The 17,637-nt window shown below is 62.5% G+C and carries 16 protein-coding genes and 3 tRNA genes; 10 read left to right on the forward strand and 9 right to left on the reverse strand.

Going from position 1 to position 17,637, the window contains the following annotated elements; translation table 11 throughout:
• The first annotated feature begins 75 nt into the window (after positions 1-75).
• The 9 genes from C8C96_RS13255 (at position 76) to C8C96_RS13295 (ending at position 8,118) form a co-directional block, all read left to right on the forward strand.
• Positions 76-1,056: a tripartite tricarboxylate transporter substrate binding protein gene (locus tag C8C96_RS13255; protein WP_121942612.1), complete on the forward strand. Its 981-nt coding sequence runs from the start codon at positions 76-78 to the stop codon at positions 1,054-1,056.
• Between the two features lie 108 nt (positions 1,057-1,164).
• Positions 1,165-3,168: an excinuclease ABC subunit UvrC gene (gene uvrC / locus C8C96_RS13260; protein ID WP_056746627.1), complete on the forward strand. Its 2,004-nt coding sequence runs from the start codon at positions 1,165-1,167 to the stop codon at positions 3,166-3,168.
• Between the two features lie 45 nt (positions 3,169-3,213).
• Positions 3,214-3,780: a CDP-diacylglycerol--glycerol-3-phosphate 3-phosphatidyltransferase gene (gene pgsA, locus C8C96_RS13265; RefSeq protein ID WP_026436902.1), complete on the forward strand. Its 567-nt coding sequence runs from the start codon at positions 3,214-3,216 to the stop codon at positions 3,778-3,780.
• Between the two features lie 70 nt (positions 3,781-3,850).
• Positions 3,851-4,945 (forward strand): tartrate dehydrogenase, encoded by a 1,095-nt coding sequence (locus tag C8C96_RS13270; protein WP_121942613.1) that lies wholly within the window; start codon positions 3,851-3,853, stop codon positions 4,943-4,945.
• Positions 4,946-5,245: 300 nt separating this feature from the next.
• Positions 5,246-5,518 carry an HU family DNA-binding protein gene (locus C8C96_RS13275; RefSeq protein ID WP_008906675.1) on the forward strand — a complete coding sequence of 91 codons (273 nt, stop codon included), beginning with the start codon at positions 5,246-5,248 and terminating at the stop codon, positions 5,516-5,518.
• 15 nt (positions 5,519-5,533) lie between these two features.
• Positions 5,534-5,609 (forward strand) — tRNA-Val (locus C8C96_RS13280).
• Between the two features lie 60 nt (positions 5,610-5,669).
• Positions 5,670-7,598, forward strand: a complete 1,929-nt coding sequence (locus C8C96_RS13285; RefSeq protein WP_056746623.1) for a SurA N-terminal domain-containing protein — start codon at positions 5,670-5,672, stop codon at positions 7,596-7,598.
• A 49-nt stretch (positions 7,599-7,647) separates the two neighbouring features.
• Positions 7,648-7,723 (forward strand) — tRNA-His (locus C8C96_RS13290).
• A 191-nt stretch (positions 7,724-7,914) separates the two neighbouring features.
• Positions 7,915-8,118, forward strand: coding sequence for a hypothetical protein (locus C8C96_RS13295; protein ID WP_056064167.1), 204 nt, complete (start codon positions 7,915-7,917; stop codon positions 8,116-8,118).
• Between the two features lie 659 nt (positions 8,119-8,777).
• On the opposite strand, the gene C8C96_RS13305 is transcribed toward C8C96_RS13295, so the two are convergent.
• The 8 genes from C8C96_RS13305 to C8C96_RS13340 all read right to left on the reverse strand — a co-directional run bounded on the left by C8C96_RS13305 (position 8,778) and on the right by C8C96_RS13340 (position 13,513).
• On the reverse strand, positions 8,778-9,287 hold the full coding sequence (locus tag C8C96_RS13305) for a hypothetical protein (RefSeq protein WP_199737473.1): 510 nt from the start codon (positions 9,285-9,287) through the stop codon (positions 8,778-8,780).
• A 476-nt stretch (positions 9,288-9,763) separates the two neighbouring features.
• Positions 9,764-10,582, reverse strand: coding sequence for a hypothetical protein (locus tag C8C96_RS13310; RefSeq protein WP_121942615.1), 819 nt, complete (start codon positions 10,580-10,582; stop codon positions 9,764-9,766).
• On the reverse strand, positions 10,579-10,812 hold the full coding sequence (locus tag C8C96_RS13315; protein ID WP_147455679.1) for a hypothetical protein: 234 nt from the start codon (positions 10,810-10,812) through the stop codon (positions 10,579-10,581). The genes C8C96_RS13310 and C8C96_RS13315 overlap by 4 nt, the downstream gene beginning before the upstream one ends.
• Positions 10,809-10,985 (reverse strand): hypothetical protein, encoded by a 177-nt coding sequence (locus tag C8C96_RS24865; RefSeq protein WP_158605761.1) that lies wholly within the window; start codon positions 10,983-10,985, stop codon positions 10,809-10,811. Before C8C96_RS24865 ends, C8C96_RS13315 begins: the two co-directional genes overlap by 4 nt.
• 29 nt (positions 10,986-11,014) lie before the next feature.
• The gene (locus tag C8C96_RS25420; protein WP_121942618.1) at positions 11,015-11,197 is read right to left on the reverse strand and encodes an AlpA family transcriptional regulator; all 183 of its coding nucleotides are present in this window, start codon (positions 11,195-11,197) and stop codon (positions 11,015-11,017) included.
• 90 nt (positions 11,198-11,287) lie between these two features.
• Positions 11,288-12,019 (reverse strand): hypothetical protein, encoded by a 732-nt coding sequence (locus C8C96_RS13330; protein WP_121942619.1) that lies wholly within the window; start codon positions 12,017-12,019, stop codon positions 11,288-11,290.
• Positions 12,016-13,260 carry an integrase arm-type DNA-binding domain-containing protein gene (locus C8C96_RS13335; protein WP_121942620.1) on the reverse strand — a complete coding sequence of 415 codons (1,245 nt, stop codon included), beginning with the start codon at positions 13,258-13,260 and terminating at the stop codon, positions 12,016-12,018. Before C8C96_RS13335 ends, C8C96_RS13330 begins: the two co-directional genes overlap by 4 nt.
• Before the next feature lie 176 nt (positions 13,261-13,436).
• Positions 13,437-13,513, reverse strand: a tRNA-Arg gene (locus tag C8C96_RS13340).
• 192 nt (positions 13,514-13,705) lie between these two features.
• Between C8C96_RS13340 and ybaL the strand changes: the two genes are divergently transcribed.
• Positions 13,706-15,445 carry a YbaL family putative K(+) efflux transporter gene (ybaL, locus tag C8C96_RS13345; protein ID WP_121942621.1) on the forward strand — a complete coding sequence of 580 codons (1,740 nt, stop codon included), beginning with the start codon at positions 13,706-13,708 and terminating at the stop codon, positions 15,443-15,445.
• Between the two features lie 191 nt (positions 15,446-15,636).
• Here ybaL and C8C96_RS13350 read toward each other — a convergent pair whose 3' ends face one another.
• Positions 15,637-17,511, reverse strand: a complete 1,875-nt coding sequence (locus C8C96_RS13350) for a M14 family metallopeptidase (RefSeq protein WP_199737474.1) — start codon at positions 17,509-17,511, stop codon at positions 15,637-15,639.
• Positions 17,512-17,637: the final 126 nt, after the last annotated feature.

Below are 17,637 nucleotides of genomic sequence, written 5' to 3' on the forward strand. Positions count from 1 at the left end.
GCTTTCTCTGTGCCTTCCTGCTTCTCGCAACTCAGATTTTTTGACAACAACGACAACGACGGAGACATCCCTTTCATGAAAACCACCCGCAAGCAGTTCACCACCCTCGCCCTGACCGCGCTGGCCACCGGCTTCATCGGCCTCGCAGCGGCGCAGGGCGCCTACCCGTCCAAGAATGTGACCCTGGTGGTGCCCACCGCCGCCGGTGGCACTACCGACCTGTCGGCCCGCATGCTGGCGCAGGCGCTTGCGCCGGTGCTGGGCCAATCGGTCATCGCAGACAACAAGGGCGGGGGCAACGGCAACATCGCGGCCAGCGCCGTCAAGCGGGCCGAGGCCGATGGCTACACGCTGCTGATGCAGTACTCGGGCTACCACGTCATCTCGCCCCACATCACCAAACAAAAGCAGTGGGAGCAGGGTGACTTCCAACCCGTGGCCAACGTGATCTCGGCCCCGCAGATCATCGTGGTGCGTGCCGACCTGCCGGTGAAAACGCTGCCCGAGCTGATCGCCTACGCCAAGGCCCACCCCGGCAAGCTCAACTATGCCTCGTCGGGCAACGGCTCGCTGCAGCACGTGACCGGTGCCATGCTGGAGCAGCAGGGCGCCATCAAGATGGTCCACGTGCCCTATAAGGGCACGGGCCCCGCACTGCAGGACCTTCTGGGCGGCCAGGTGGACCTGACTTTTGGCACCGCGCCTCCCTTCATGCCCCACATTGCCAGCGGCAAACTGCGCGTGCTGGCCGTGACGGGCAAACAGCGCCTGCCCAGCCTGCCCGACGTGCCCACCACGGCCGAGGCCGGCTACCCCAGAGTCGATGCCACCTCGTGGTTTGCCGTGTTTGCCCCGGCCGCCGTGCCCAAGGCCGTGGTGGACAAACTCACGGCCGACATCCGCACCGTGGTGCAGAACCTGGCTTTCCAGCAAAAGGCGCAGGAGCAGGGTGCCACGGCGGACTACCAGACCCCTGCGCAGCTGGGTGACAAGGTGAAGGCCGATCTGGCCAACTGGGCCACGGTGGTGAAGACCTCGAAGATCGAGGCGGAATGATTCGGGTGTTTTGATGAAAATGGCCGCTGGCGCTTGATGGTTAAGCGCTAGCAGCTATTTATTTGATAGTGAATTGGGCAGGCTGCGCGCGGGGCCACAATACGCGCCATGTCTGATGTGCATTCCGAAGAACTCCTGGCGCAGGTGGCTGCGCTGCCCGCGCTGCCGGGTGTGTACCGCTATTTCGACGCGCAGGATGCGCTGTTGTATGTGGGCAAGGCGCTCAACCTCAAGCGACGGGTGTCCAGCTACTTCCAGAAGAACCATGGCGGCACACGCATCGGTCACATGGTCAGCAAGATCGTGCGCATGGAGACCACGGTGGTGCGCTCCGAGGCCGAGGCGCTGCTGCTGGAAAACAACCTCATCAAGACGTTGAACCCCAAGTTCAACATCCTGTTCCGCGACGACAAGAGCTATCCCTACCTCAAGATCACCGGCACACCGGGCGCCCACACGCGGGGCGATGCGCCGGGCCAGGTGTTTCCGCGCATGGCCTACTACCGGGGCGCGGTGGACAAGAAGCACCGCTACTTTGGCCCCTATCCAAGCGCCTGGGCGGTGAAGGAAACCATTCAGCTGTTGCAAAAGGTGTTCCGGCTGCGCACCTGCGAAGACACGGTGTTTGCCAACCGCACACGGCCCTGCCTGCTGTACCAGATCAAGCGCTGCACCGGGCCGTGCGTGGACTTGATCTCGCCCGAGGCCTATGCGGCTGACGTGCAGCACGCCGAGGCATTGCTGCGTGGTGAAACGCAGGAGGTGCTGCAAGCCATGGAGGCGCGGATGATGGCGCACTCGGACAAGCTGGAGTTTGAGCAGGCTGCCGAGGTGCGCAACCAGATCCAGGCGCTGTCGCGCGTGCTGCACCAGCAGTCCATCGAGACGGTGGATGACAAGGATGTGGACATCCTCGCGGTGCGCGTGCAAGGTGGCCGCGCCTGCGTGAACCTGGCCATGGTGCGCGGTGGCCGCCACCTGGGCGACCGGCCGTACTTTCCGGTGCATGTCGAGGACGCTGCGGCGGTGTTCGAAGAAGAGGGCGGGGACGGTGCGGATGAAACGGTGGCTACCCCGTCTCGTCCGGTTCGCCCCGTGGAGGCCCTGGTGCTGGAGGCCTTCATTGCCCAGCACTACATCGGTGTGCCCGTGCCACCGCTGCTGGTGACCAGTGTGCCGGTGGACAAGGCCTTGCTGGACGCGCTGACCGAACAAAGTGGCTTGCGCGTGAACGCTATCCACCAGCCGCGCGAACAGCGCCGCGCGTGGCTGGACATGGCGCAGAAAAACGCCGATCTGCAACTGGCCCGTCTGCTGGCCGAGGAGGGCTCGCAGCAGGCCCGCACGCGGGCGCTGGCAGAGGCGCTGGACCTGCCGCCCGAAGACCTGGACCAGCTCACCATCGAGTGTTTCGACATCTCGCACACGGCAGGCGAATCCACCCAGGCATCGTGTGTGGTGTTTCACCACCACAAGATGCAAAGCAGCGAATACCGCCGCTACAAGATCGAGGGCATCACGGGGGGCGACGACTATGCCGCCATGCGCCAGGTGCTCACGCGCCGCTACAGCAAGGTGGTGGAGGCGCAGCGCGAGGAGGGCGGCATCGACTATGCGCAATCGCCCGAGGCGCAAGCCGCAGCCCGGCCCAAGGGCCAGGCACGTTTGCCAGACCTGGTGCTCATCGACGGCGGCAAGGGCCAGGTGGGCGTGGCGCGTGAGGTGTTCACGGCACTGGGGCTGGACCTGACCCGCATCGTGGGGGTCGAGAAGGGCGAGGGCCGCAAGGTGGGCCTGGAAGAGCTGGTGTTCGCCGACGGGCGTGAGAAGGTCTACCTGGGCAAGGATTCGGCCGCGCTGATGCTGGTGGCGCAGATCCGCGATGAGGCGCACCGCTTTGCCATCACCGGCATGCGCGCGGCACGGGCCAAGGTGCGCGTGGGGGGCGGGCAACTGGAAGAAATTGCGGGGGTGGGGCCCAAGAAGCGAGCGCGACTGTTGCAACGTTTTGGCGGGGTGCGTGGTGTGGCATCCGCGAGCGTGGAGGACCTGGCCACCGTGGATGGCATCTCGCATGAATTGGCAGAAGAAATTTACAAGGCATTGAGATAAGCCCCATGTGCCGTTCCACGGCCGCGCCGTGACACAATCGCCGCCATGTTCTGGACTATCCCCACCTTGATGACCTGGACGCGCATCGTCGCGATACCTTTGATCGTGGGGGTGTTCTACGCACCGCTGGACCCGGCCACGCGCAATCTCATCGCCACCGTGATGTTCGTGGTGTTCGCGGCCACCGACTGGCTGGACGGCTACCTGGCCCGCAAGCTCAACCAGACCTCGTCCTTCGGGGCTTTTCTGGACCCGGTGGCCGACAAGTTTCTGGTGTGTGCGTCGCTCCTGGTGCTGGTGCACCTGCAACGTGCCGACGTGTTTGTGGCGCTCATCATCATCGGCCGCGAGATCGCGATCTCGGCCCTTCGCGAGTGGATGGCGCAGATCGGCGCCAGCAAGAGCGTGGCCGTGCACATGATCGGCAAGGTCAAGACCACGGTGCAGATGCTGGCCATCCCCTTTCTGCTGTACGACGGGCGCCTGTTTGGCGTGATCGATACCGGCGTGTGGGGCACCTGGCTCATCTGGGCCTCGGCGGTACTCACCGTCTGGTCGATGGTGTACTACCTGCAGAAGGCGTTGCCCGAGATCCGGGCACGCGTCAAATAGTTTTCAAGTCTTTGATGCCTGGAGCGCTGGATGAATAAGCGCAGGCAGCTATATTTTCAGGAGCATCTGAATGGCGAAGCATCGCATTGCAGTCATTGCCGGTGACGGCATTGGCAAAGAGGTCATGCCCGAGGGCCTCCGCGTTCTGGACGAGGCCGCCCGCAAGTTTGGCATTGACCTGCATTTCGACCACTTCGACTTTTCGAGCTGGGACTACTACGAAAAGCACGGCAAGATGCTGCCCGATAACTGGAAGGACCAGATCAGCGGCCATGAGGCCATTTACTTCGGCGCGGTGGGCTGGCCCGACAAGATCGCTGACCATGTCTCGCTCTGGGGCTCGCTGCTGCTGTTCCGCCGCGAGTTCGATCAGTACATCAACCTTCGGCCCGCGCGCCTCATGCCAGGCGTGATCGCCCCTGTGGTGCGCCGAGACGGCAGCCCGCGCCTGCCCGGCGAGATCGACATGCTGATCGTGCGCGAGAACACCGAAGGCGAATACTCCAGCATCGGTGGCCGCATGTACGAAGGCACTCCGCGTGAGATCGTGATGCAGGAGACAGTGATGTCGCGCCACGGCGTGGACCGTGTGCTGAAGTTTGCGTTTGAACTGGCCCAGTCGCGCCCCAAGAAGCACCTGACCAGCGCCACCAAGTCCAACGGCATCGCCATCACCATGCCCTACTGGGACGAGCGCGTGGCCGAGATGGCCAAGGCCTACCCCGATGTGACGGTGGACAAGTTCCACATCGACATCCTCACCGCCCACTTCGTGCAACGGCCGGACTTCTTTGATGTAGTGGTCGCCAGCAACCTGTTTGGCGACATCCTCTCGGACTTGGGACCTGCGTGCACCGGCACCATCGGCATCGCGCCCAGCGCCAACCTCAACCCCACGCGCACCATGCCGTCGCTGTTTGAGCCGGTGCATGGTTCGGCGCCCGACATCGCGGGCAAGGGCATCGCCAACCCCATCGGGCAGATCTGGTGCGGCGCAATGATGCTGGACTTCCTGGGTTATCGCGCCGCGCACGACGCCGTTCTGGCCGCTATCGAAGCCGTGTTGCAACCCGGCAGTGGTGCTCCGCGCACCCCGGACCTGGGCGGCACGGGCAGCACGCAGGATGTGGGCAAAGCCATTGCTCAGGCACTCGCTGCTCGTTGAGTACGGCTGGCTGCGGGGTGTCAATACGGAGTGCTGCCGATACGGCGTGTTTGAGACAAAACCCCCGCCAAGCCCTGTCGCAGCGTGAAATACGACTAGAATTCAAAACAACGCTGACGCAAAACAGCGTGTTGTATTGACACTCTGAAACTCGATGGCTTTAATCTGATGCAGCAGCCACTGCTGTGTATGCCAGTCATTCCCCCGCCTGTTCTCCACCAGCCCACGGCTGTGCTTTCAGGCGTGTGAAGACCAGATATCCTCGAGACATTCCATTAACTCTTTTCCGAGAGGCTTCTTGTGAACAAAACCGAATTGATTGAGCACATCGCTACCAACGCCGACATCTCCAAGGCCGCTGCTGCGCGTGCCCTGGAATCCACGATCGAGGCTGTCAAGAAGACTCTCAAGAAGGGCGGCACCGTGTCGCTCGTCGGTTTCGGTACCTTCGCTGTGGGCAAGCGTGCTGCCCGTACCGGTCGCAATCCCCGTACTGGCGCTACGATTAAAATCAAAGCTGCTAAAGTTCCGAAGTTCCGTCCTGGCAAGGCATTGAAAGATGCCTTGAACTGAGGATCAGTTTAGGTGGGGTCCTTAGCTCAGTTGGTAGAGCGGCTCCTTTACACGGAGTAGGTCGGCGGTTCGAGACCGTCAGGACCCACCATCACCGAACAAAGGCGAACGCAAGTTCGCCTTTTGTTTTTTGCCTTCTGAAAGATCGACCATGTTTGAATCCATCCGCAAGCACTCCAAGATCGTGATGATCTTCTTGTTCTTGCTGATCATTCCTTCGTTTGTGCTGGTAGGCATCGACCGCAACTATTTCTCTGAAAAGAGCCCTGTGGTAGCCCGTGTCGATGGCAACAACATCAACCAGACGGACTGGGACAATGCCCATCGCATGGAGACAGACCGCATTCGCGCCCAGTCTCCCTCGGTCGATCCCAAGTTGCTGGACTCTCCCAGCGCCCGGTATGCCACGCTGGAGCGCCTAGTGCGTGACCGTGTGCTGGCGGCTGCCGCGCAAAAGATGCACCTCGTGACCAGCGATGCGCGCCTGGCCCGCAGCCTGCAGGAGATTCCCGCCATTGCGGGACTCAAGCGCCCGGACGGTACGCTGGACGCCGATGCCTATCGCGCACTGGTCGCTGCTCAAGGCCTGACGCCCGAAGGTTTCGAAGCCAATGTGCGCCGCGACATCTCGGTGAACCAAGTGATGGGTGGCGTGATGAGCTCCGCGTTTGGCTCCGATGCGCAGGTCAAACTTGCGCTCGACGCTTTGTATGAGCGCCGTGAGATCCAGGTGGCCCGATTCAACGCTGCCGACTTCGCCAGCAAAGTCACCCCGACAGATGCAGACCTGGAGGCCTACTACAAGGCCCATCCCGCCCTGTTCCAGCAACTGGAACAGGCAGCCATCGAATACGTGGTGCTGGATCTCGACAGCGTGCGGGCGTCCATCACCCTGGGTGAAGACGACCTGCGTACTTACTACAAAGAGAATGTGGCTCGCATGACGGCGAAGGAAGAGCGCCGCGCCAGCCACATCCTGGTAAACGCTCCCAAGGATGCATCCGCTGCGGACCGCGAGAAGGCCAAGGCCCGTGCCACTGAACTGCTGGCCCAGGTGCGCAAGGCTCCTGGCAGCTTTGCTGATGTGGCCAAGAAATCCTCTGACGACAAAGGCTCGGCCGTTGCGGGCGGAGACCTGAACTTCTTTGCCCGAGGTGCGATGGTCAAGCCCTTTGAAGAAGCTGCTTTTGCGCTGAAAAAGGGCGAAATCAGTGATCTGGTGGAAACCGAGTTTGGTTATCACATCATCCAGCTCACCGACATCAAGACACCCCGCCAGCCCAGCTTTGAAGAACTGCGCCCCACCATGGAAGCAGAGCTCAAGCAGCAGCAGGCGCAGCGCAAGTTTGCCGAGGTGGCAGAGTCCTTCACCAACGGTGTGTATGAGCAGGCAGACAGCCTCCAGCCCGTGGCCGACAAGCTCAAGCTGAAGATCCAGACTGCCAAGGGCGTAACCCGGACCCCTGCCGCAGGTGCCAAGGGCCCTCTGGCCAACGCCAAGTTCCTCGAAGCACTTTTTGCTACCGACTCGCTGCAAAACAAGCGCAACACCGAGGCGGTGGAAGTGGGCCCCAGCCAGATGGCTGCCGGTCGTGTGACCACCTACACCCCTGCATTGACACTGCCCTACGACGAAGTGAAGGCCCGTGTTCGCACCTTGTATGTGGCTGAGAAATCTGCCGAACTCGCACGCAAGGAGGGCGAGGCCAAGCTCAATGCATGGAAGGCTGCCCCATCTTCTGCCACAGGCTTGGCCGCAGCGACCGAAGTCTCCCGCGAACAGACCCAGAACCTGCCGCGTGCCCTGATCGACGCCGCACTGCGGGCTCCCTCCGAAACGCTGCCAGGCTGGACGGGGGTGGATTTGGGCGCTGCGGGTTATGCCGTGGTCAAGGTCAACCGCGTCGTGCCGCGCCAGGCACCGGATGCGCAGCGTGCGCAGCAGGAGCGCCAACAATACGTGCAGTGGTTGGCCACGGCCGAAGGGCTGGCGTACTATGAACTGCTCAAGCAGCGCTTCAAGGTGCAGATCAAGGCACCACGTCCTGAGGCAGCGGCAACAGTGACTGCAGAAAATTAAGCGATTTGATGTCCGGGGCCAAAATCCCGGGCTATAATACAAAGCTACGGTGGCTGTAGCTCAGTTGGTAGAGTCCAGGATTGTGATTCCTGTTGTCGTGGGTTCGAGCCCCATCAGCCACCCCAAAATAGCAAAGCGCTGCAGCAGAAATGTTGCAGCGCTTTTTGCTTTGGGGCTGTATGGAATCTCGCCTTGCGCATGCCCCCCTGTGCAGCGTTGTGCGTCAAGGGGGTTTTCTCACCATCAAAGCCCCGCCTCTCGCTCACCACAGCCCCACACGGCGCATACTGCATGCTCCACTTTTTGGGAGTTTCTGATGAGCCTTGTGATTCGCGACGCGTCGCCCAGTGAAAAGCGCGGCAACGCCATGTCTGCGGCCTTGGCCAAAGAGCAACTTCAATACGCGGTCCAGATCGTGCGCGACGTGTTGCCGCAGAGCGCTGGCGATGCGGCATTGATTGGCGCCGTGGTGCAGGCCATTGCCATGAATTACGCTGCTGTGCCGCAGCCCAATCGTTAGGGTTGGGGCTGTACGCAACGAGGTGCTTGATCCACATCCGTTATCCAGCCCGCGCGCGCATTGCTTGGCTATTCCACACTCGTCAGAATGGATCGACGGGTATGAGTGGGGAGATTGAAAGCTACCAGCTGGGCCCGGAGGAGTTCTAAAACTGGCTTAAAAACCGCATGGATATTGGGTTTTCTGGATTGCATTTTAGAAAGTACCAACGAAAGTACCAGCTTTTTCGATTGTGTCCCGCTGTGGTGCCCATCAGACGGGCCCGGCGCGGTCAGCACAGCATTCTGCTCCAGGGCCAGGACCAGGGCAGGGGCAGGGGCAGGGGCAGGGGCAGGGGCAGGGGCAGGGGCAGGGGCGTGATTGTATCGATCCATGCCCGGGCCGGTCTGGCACCCCCGGGGCACCACGCCGGTGCGTACCCGTTCCATCTACCTGTACCCCGCTCACTGACCAAAGGTCAGTGTGGCTTTCGTGGCCCCTTGCCTTCATGGGAGCGGAAGGGGCCACAGAATTCGCACGGAAGGGGGCTCAAACGCTCTTTTTGCCGTGATCTTTTGTGCCCCCTTCAGTGGCCCATTTGCGACTCGCCTCTAGGGGGCAAATTAGGTTGAGGCGCGCCATGAAGCGGGCGCAGCCTGGGAGAATTGTTAATCGCGACGCTATGTAGGCACGCGGGCCATAAAGCCTGTCACGCCCGCGAGTAACTGCCCGACTTGCTCATCGGTGTAGGCGTTGTACTTGCCGTGCGCGGCGCTGTTTCGCAAGTCAAGCCAAGCGGTGATCTGTTTTTGGTCGAGCTTGGAATAGGCCGTGGCTGCAGCGAGTTCAGCGTTTAGGCGGTCAGCTCTCTTGGGAACCTGCTTACCGTTCTTCTCCTCATCAATGGCAATCGCATGCTTGTTGCAGAGCTGTCTTATGTGCTCCTCCAAAACGCTACCGCCCATTACTGCTGCCGGGTCCTTGTAGCCCGACTCCAGGAGGTGTTCTGCCATTTCAAGAAAGTCAGCGAATACCTCTGCCGCGACAAGTCCGCGAACAGTGAATAGCCATCCGCCAGCAATCTCGTCCCGGATGATGCGAATGATGGACAGCCACGCTTTCAGCGTGGCGCAGAGAGTCGCCGTCAGTGCTGCCTTGAAATTCAGTGAAGTGCGGATGTTCCCGGCCATAGACTCGGTCGATAAACGACAGCACGGCTACACGGAAGCCTTTCATCTGCGCCCCATCCACGTACTCTACGTCGTAGTCACTCCGTTTCCGCGTTGCGATCACCTGTTGTCCCAGGGCAATCAGTTGGTCCGCCCGTGTGACAATTGCATCAAGACTCATTGGATTTCCCCGCGTGGGCCTATATGCCCTGGTAAACCTGCGCCGTACGTAGCGCGAAGCCGGAAGTCTACCGACATAGGCCGTGAGAATGTGGGAAGCACGCAGGCAGTGCGCGTCCGCGACCTTGTACCCCCTATTCAAATTGCGGTTGGGGTCGATGCCCTTGTCGGAGTTTTTTGGGGCTGAGAGCCACGCCCTATAAGCTCACGGCGCCTGCTGGTGCCCATACTGCTGCTAACAGCACGGGCAGTTCCCGGACCGCGCCTTTAACGCAAAAGAAATCTGCGCTTGCTTGCGACATGTCCGGAAACGCAAGTTACTCCAGTGCTTCGGCGTCAACACGGAATCGTTCAAACGCAAGCGCCACGTCCTTCACTGCGGCCAGCTGCTTTGCGACTTGCCAGCGGTTCAACTCTTCGCCACTGAGCCGCGCCCAAGAGTAGGCCGTTCTGGCTGGGCCCTCGTCCAGCAAGCGATGCACGCGCCAAAGCTGGGCACGCCGTATGGCCGTGGCACGAGGGTCTGTGCGCCCGCTTAGGTCTGGGGCAGCCCTTACCGCATCCTCGATGACGCCCACCAGTTTCCCGAAACCATCGCCATGCAACCGTTCAAAAATCTGCGCTCGGTGCGCTGTCTGGACGGTTCTTAGGTGAAACCGCTGGGGCTCGGTCAGCCCGAACGCTAGGACAAGCCCACGTACGTCGCCGGATCGGCCAAACTGTCGCAGTACCAGTCGCCACCATCCATCAGAGCCCCAAGGGGTCTTGAGGATGGCCCGCGCCAGCCCATATCGTCCACGGTGCCCCGGCTCGGTGGCCTGCAGCCATGCCACATCGGCCGCGAACTCCACAAGCCGCCCTTGAGTGCCCAGGTGCCACGGTCGCTGCCCGCGCAAGATGGGCGGTAAGCCGCGCCCCATCAGTTCCATGTGCAGCGACCAGAGCATCGCCGGATCGGCGCACGTCCCAACGCTGGCGCGCAAATCCAGGGTGTCTCGCTCGGCCAGCGCCTTCACACGCGCATTGAATCGCTCCAACTCTGCGCCACGCTTGCGCGCCACCAGCTCTGGGACGGAAAAAAGGCCGCACTCGGCGGCCTCTTTAGTGTCCAGGTCAATCGCCGGATGCGTGCTCATGCAGCGGCGAACGCCTGCCGGGCGTGGGCGTGAATGCTGCCCCCTGAGTCTGCATCCTCAGAGCAGGGGCTTACCACCACCGCGCCGCCCGTCACTGGGTCCACAACCGCCAACAGATCAACGCCGCCCCAGTGCAGAACATGCACCTGCTGTGTGGGATGGTCCAGGGTTGTGATGCGCTCGCCCGTACTCAACATGTCCCCAAGCTGCTCAATGTCCAGGTAGCTCACTTGCATGGCTCTGACCCCATCAGGCAGTTGATGAACGAAGCTGTGCGCCTCGCCTCCGCACCAGCGGCTGCAGCAGCTGCGTTCAGCTCATCACCAGGAACAAGGCCGCCCATCAACAGCAGCAACTCCCGGTCGAGGTTCGCAAACAGGTCCATGATTTGCGTCTGCACCATGGTGCTCTTTTGGGATTGGTTGCTTGTCATCAGCAGGCCCCCTTCCGGCTAGCCAACCAAGCGTCAATGTCGCTGCGAAGAAACCCCACGCACCTGGGGCCAAGCTGCACGGGCTGGGGGAACCCCGGGGTTTTTCGCCACCGCGAAAGGGTGGCGCGACTGATATCCAAAAGCACAGCAACTTGCTTGGGCCGCCATACGATGCCTTCCATACGAACTCCTTAGTTGTTAAGAAGGCTCTATTAATTCAGGATGTCTCTTTCGGGAGGAGGGGGCTAGAAATCATTTCTAGCCCCCTCCTCCTAGCCCCATCCGTACCGTTGGCTCAGGATGTCGAGGATTTCGCTGCGCAGCTCACCCTCTCCCCTCGACCCCTTCTTTCCCTTGGCCTCTGGCAGAATTTGGTACTTCTTCTCGCTCACAAACTTCGCATAGGCCGCGTCTACGACGGCCTGCATGCGGGCGGCATAGGGCGCGTTTAGTAGCAATTGTTTGTTGTGCTCCATATCAGCGGCAGGGATAAAAATATGGCGTTTACGCCAAAGCTCAGTCGTCCCCTTCCGGCTTTTGGCTCCGAAAGCGGTAGCGAGGTTAGAGGGCTCGTCGTCATACGCACGCAACGCCCATAACAGATAGCGCACCAAGTCCGGGGTGGCTGAGTTCGCCAGGATTTCCTCGTCCGTGGGGCTCTCCGAAAACGCCTCCTTCGCGCAACGCTTCAAATCTGCAAAGGCCGTTTTGGGTGTGGAGATTTTTCCGGGGATGGTGGAGCCGGGTGGGCGGGCGTCGTTGAAAGCGTGCTTGCCGTCAACTAAAACCATCAACGCCCTCCGCAAGTTCATGTGGGCGTCTTCGGCGCACTCTTGCGAGTTCTCGACAATCAGGCGCACGCCCAGCGTCAGCAGGCGCAAATGTTCTTTGTGTGCCCCTGCAGCGAGCCGGGCGGTCAGCGCGTCATGATCCGCCCGCTCTTGCTCAGTCATCGCCTCGTATTCGTTGTACGCCTCTTGGGCTTCTTTGAGCAACTCGCTCATGCCGCCCTCGCACCAATGGGCACCACATCAGCACCACGGCGCAGGCGGTCCAGGTAGTCGGCCCATGTGTCCATCATTTGTCGCCGCTGCCCCATGTATTCCGCGCGGTCATAGGCAGCGCCTAGCGGCCCGCTTTTGCCGTGGGCCAACTGAGCCTCGATCACGTCGGCAGATATGCCATGGATGCGCTCAATCATCAACGTCCGCGCCATGGCCCGAAACCCGTGGGCGCTCATCTCGTCGGAGGCGAAACCCATGCGCCGCAGGGCGGCATTGATGGTGTTATCGCTCATTGCCCTCTCGCCTGTGCGCAGGGAGGGAAACACAAACCGCCCGTGGCCGGTGAGAGGCTGCAGCTCTTTCAGGACGGCGATGGCTTGGGGCGCCAGCGGCACAAAGTGCGGCCTGCCGTTGATCTTTTGCGCCAGCCGCCGCTTCATGTCTTGGGATGGGATCGTCAGCATGGCCTTGTCAAAGTCGATCCACGCCCATTCCATCTGACGGATATTGCCGGGGCGCTGAAAGAGCAGGGCGGACAGTGCCAGCGCCGCCTTGGTCATGGGCTGGCCGGTGTATCCATCAATGGCCCGCAGCAGTTCGCCCGCCTTGGTGGGCTCTAGCACTGCAGCCATGTGTTTGACCACGATGGGCTTCAATGCGCCGTGCAGATCGGTCACAGGGCTGCGCTCGCAGCGCCCCGTTTGCACACCGTAGCGGAACACTTGCCCGGCTGTCTGGCGTAGGGTGTGGGCGGTTTCGTTGGCGCCGCGTTTCTCTACTTTGCGCAGCGCATCCAGCAGCACGGGGGCGGTGATGGCGGGCAGTGTCAGCTTGCCGATGTACGGGAACAGGTCTTTCTCCATGCGCTCGATCCACCGCGCTGCATAGCGGGGGCTCCAGCCGCTGGCCTGGGTGGCGTGGAACTCCCGGGCCACTGCCTCAAAGGTGTGGGCCGCTGCGACCCTCGTTGCCAGCTTCTCGGCCTTCTTCGCTGCGCTTGGGTCTAGCCCTTCGGCCAGCAGTTCGCGCGCCTTGTCTCGCCGCTTACGTGCCTGCGCAAGCGAGACCTCGGGGTACGTGCCCAGGGCCAGCGTCTTTTGCTTGCCCATGTAGCGGTAGTTCAGGCGCCAGTACCGCCCCGCAGGTTTGACAAGAAGGTACAGGCCGTGCCCATCGGAATGTTTCTCGCCCGTGGGAGAGCCGGTCGGTTTGACGCTCTTCACGAAAGTGTCGGTTAGCATGCGCGCCCTTGTTGTTGGTATCTGTGGTGTCGCTATGTCGAGATACCAGCAGAAGTACCATGATTTTGTTGGTATGTCATGGTACGTAGTGAGACCCTGTGAGACAACAAAAAACCCGCCATGCCAATAGGCATGCGGGTTTGTGATCTGTTCTGAGTCGGCGTGAAACGTCTATTTGGCCTGCCCGGAGGGACTCGAACCCCCGACCTATAGCTTAGAAGGCTATTGCTCTATCCAGTTGAGCTACGGGCAGATGGATGTTGGCCGGCTGTGTGGCCGGACGGGCTTGCGGAGTGTCCGCATCTGCGTGACGCAGGACGCTAATCATACCCGCCCTGGCCCGTGCTCTTGGCGCTGCTGCAGGGGCGATTTTGCTGCCGGGATGGTGATGCGGTTATAACCGGGCCATCCCCCTTGACTGCCCGCCTCACTGGAGCATTTGCCCATGCCACACAGCGTCACGCTGATCCACACCATTGCTGCCGCCTTGGGCCTGGCGTTGGTGCTGGGCTTTCTGGCCGCCCGTCTGCGGCTGCCAGCATTGGTGGGGTACTTGCTGGCAGGGGTGGCCATCGGCCCGTTCACTCCCGGTTTTGTCGCAGATGCGGCCCTGGCCAGCCAGCTGGCGGAGATTGGTGTGATGCTGCTGATGTTTGGCGTGGGCCTGCATTTCTCGTGGGGCGACCTCCTGGCCGTGCGCAAGATTGCCGTGCCGGGTGCTGTGGTGCAGATGATCGTGGCGACGTCGCTGGGTATGGCGTTGGCCCTGTGGTGGGGCTGGGGCATGGGTGGTGCCCTGGTTTTTGGTCTGGCACTGTCGGTGGCCAGCACGGTGGTGCTGTTGCGTGCGCTGGAGACCCTGGGGATTCTGGACAGCTACACCGGACGCATCGCAGTGGGCTGGCTGGTGGTGGAGGATCTCGCCATGGTGCTGGTACTGGTGCTGCTACCCCCGCTGGGGGGATGGCTGGGAGGCGGCACCGGGGCCGACCTGGATGCTGCGCAGCTCTGGCGCACGCTGGGTTGGACCCTGCTGCAGGTCGGCGCGTTTGTGGTGCTGATGCTGCTGGTCGGGCGCCGGCTGTTTCCCTGGCTGTTATGGCAGGTGGCTCGCACAGGCTCGCGTGAGTTGTTCACGCTGTGCGTGGTGGCCGCAGCGGTGGGCATTGCGTTCGGGTCGGCTGCGCTGTTTGGCGTATCGTTTGCGCTCGGGGCCTTCTTTGCCGGCATGGTGATGCGCGAGTCCGAGTTCAGCCACCGCGCTGCGCATGAGTCGCTGCCTTTGCGCGATGCCTTTGCCGTACTCTTTTTCGTGTCGGTCGGCATGCTCTTCAACCCCGCCGTCTTGTGGGAACGCCCACTGCAAGTGTTGGCAGTGGTCGCCATCATCATGCTGGGCAAGACGGTGGCCGCTGCGGGCCTGGTGCTGGCGTTCCGTTACCCGCTCAACACAGCGCTCACCGTATCGGCCAGCCTCGCGCAGATTGGTGAGTTCTCGTTCATTCTGGTCGCACTGGGTTCTTCGTTGGGGCTGCTGCCGCCAGAGGGGGCCAGCTTGGTATTGGCGGGGGCCCTGTTCTCCATGGCGCTCAACCCGTTGTTGTTCCATGCCATTGCGCCGTTGCAGGGCTGGCTGCGCGCCCGATCGGCGCTTGCGCGGCGGCTGGAGCAGCGGGATGACCCTTTGGCCGAACTGCCCACCAGCACCGATTCGCGTTACCTCGCGCGGCAGGTGGTTCTGGTGGGGTACGGCCGGGTAGGGCGGCGTGTGGCGGCAACGCTGGCGGCCAACGATATTCCGTTTGTGGTGGCGGAGCAGAACCGGGAGCTGGTGGAAGCCTTGCGGGCCGATGGCGTGGCCGCCGTGTTTGGTGACGCGGTGGAGCCTGCCGTGCTGATCCAGGCCCACATTGCACGGGCCGCCATGCTGGTGGTGGCTACCCCGGACGCGCTGCAGGTGCGCCAGATGATCGAGACGGCGCAGACCCTGAACCCGGGCATCGACATCGTGGTGCGCAGCCACAACGAGGACGAGGCCCAGCGGCTGGTGCAGGAATGCAGCCATGCCCAGGTGTTCCTGGCAGAAGATGCCTTGGCACAGGCCATGGCACGCCATGTGCTGGAGCGTGCCCGGGACCGCCAGACCCGCGCCACGCGGCCTGCGCCACTGCATGGACCGGCATGATTTGAAAGAAATCTGCCTGTAGCGCTAGAAGAATATGCCTAAATAGCTATTGAATTGATAGCGAAATTGCGACCGCGGCCACAGTCACAGCGCAGCATCCGGGCGGCGTCCTCACGGAGCGTCCCATCTGACCCCGCCAAGAACGCAGACCTCAGCCTCGCGCCATGCAGCGACCTGCCGCAAGGCACGGATCAATCTGTTTCTTCAAACACCAGAGATGGCACGGCCATCACGCGGGCGCTTTGGCCCAGGTCCTGGATCAGGTGGTTGGCAAAGTAGCTGTTCTGCGTGTCGGGCTCCAGCGCTGCCACGGCCAGATTGGCACGCGTCTGGTTCAGGGGCACATAGAAGCTGCCAGCAGGTGCATCAATGGCGCTGCGTACGGCAGACACTTGCACACGCACGATGTCGCCACCACCGGCAATGGTGCCGATCACATCCTGGCGGTTGCCGGTTTCGCGTGCGGTTTCGCGGTAGCTCTCGGCCAGGACAGAACCGGGCTCTGCCACCCGCATGACCTGGATGCCCAGCTGGCGCAGGCGTTCCACTGCACCGCTGGCGTCTGCCGACAGCCAATAGCCGCAGGGCCGCGCACGCACCTTGGTGTTGCGCAGCGTCAGCGACGAGTTCCAGTCCACGCGAATGCTGCGATCGGCGCCGGTCTCGGGGTCCAGAAAATCCAGGTCGCGCTGGGTGGGCGTGGCCTCCGCTTCAATGACCACCTGGTCGCGGCAGGCCAGGGCGCTGACGTCGCGGGCCACGAACGAGCGTACCTGCTCCAGGTTGGCAGCCCGCTCGGCGGTGGTCCGCAGGGCGCTGGTGATGGCGGTGACCTGGGCATGCACACGGCGCTGGATGTGCATGCGACCAATGCCCACCCCACGGGTCTCGATCAGCAGGCTGACCGTGTTCTTGAGGCCATGGACGTTGCGCCCCGTGTCGGGCTGGGTGCCCCCCATGGAGATGCGCTTGTCCTGCAGGTTGGTCGAGGTGGTGTAGTACCAGTCACTCGTCAGGCCCTGGGCCTTGAGGGCTGCCACCATGGGCTGGTGAAACCATTCCTGCGATGCCTTGGTGAGGAACTCCGGATAGTTGGCAGTGGTGGTGTATTGCAGCAGTGCGTCGTAGCGCTGGATGGCGTTGAACTTCTGCAGGTAGCGGCCCACCACGGTGTATTCATGGGCATCCACGACCAGGATGGGGCGGTAGTCGTTGATGACCTGCGCAATGGCGCGGGCCTCGGGCGTGTTGAGCAACAGGTGGTCGCGGTTCAGGTCCACGCCATTGGCGGTGACGCGGGTGCCCACCTCGGCGCCATCGGGGTTGGCGCGGGGCACCACCACCACGTTGATGCGGTCCAGCAACGGCTCTAGCAGGCCCTGGGCCAGCTCACGGCTGATGACCAGCAGTGCCTCACTGCCTGCGGGTTCGTCGCCATGCTGCTGGCCGATCAGCACAACGGTGGGGCGGCCGCTCTTGTCCAGGCTGGCAGGGTCTGTGCCTGGGGCACGGGTAAGCAGCAGGCCCTGGATGGGCTCGCCGCGTTGCGAGGTGCCAATCTGCAGCAACTGCGCGCGTGTGCCGCCACGGGGCACGCCTTCGCTCAGCCCGCGCAGCCATTGGCCCAGCTCGGCATTGGTGGTGAAGGCCCTGCGGTCGGCACCCAGGCCGGGTGTGCTGTAGACCACAGAAGGGTTGGGGAACCGCGCGGCCACCGCATCGCCATAGGGCGGCGCCATGGGCGCCTCGTCGCGCACCAAGAGCGGCGCGGACGGGGGCAGGGGGCTGGCCACCACGGCAGCCCGTTGTGGAGGCAGCTGCGAGGGCGTCTGCTGTCCCAGCGGTGCGGGTACCACCGTACCTTGTTGTACGCGCGGCAGTGGCGCGGGGGCGCTGCGCTGCTGGGCAGTGGGGGTGGATGGCCAAGGGGGCAGCGGGTTGCTGCCGCAGGCTGTCAGCAGCAGTGCTGCCAGCGTGGCCGGGGCGGCCCAACGCGCAATCCGTGGTTCAGGACGGGAAAGCGGGGCGGTATCGGCGCTGCGGCGCAGGAAATTGTGCTGGGTCATGGTGTGGGCTGCCAGAGAGAGCCCCTGGTGTGGGGCGAGTGGGGCGCTTTGTACGTGGATGTTACCTGCGCGCACCCGCCTCTCCTTGTCAGCGTACATCCCGTTGCAAACCCGTGGCGCCGTGGG

Origin of the sequence: Acidovorax sp. 100, from assembly GCF_003688355.1 — a bacterium.
GTDB lineage: Bacteria > Pseudomonadota > Gammaproteobacteria > Burkholderiales > Burkholderiaceae_C > Acidovorax > Acidovorax delafieldii.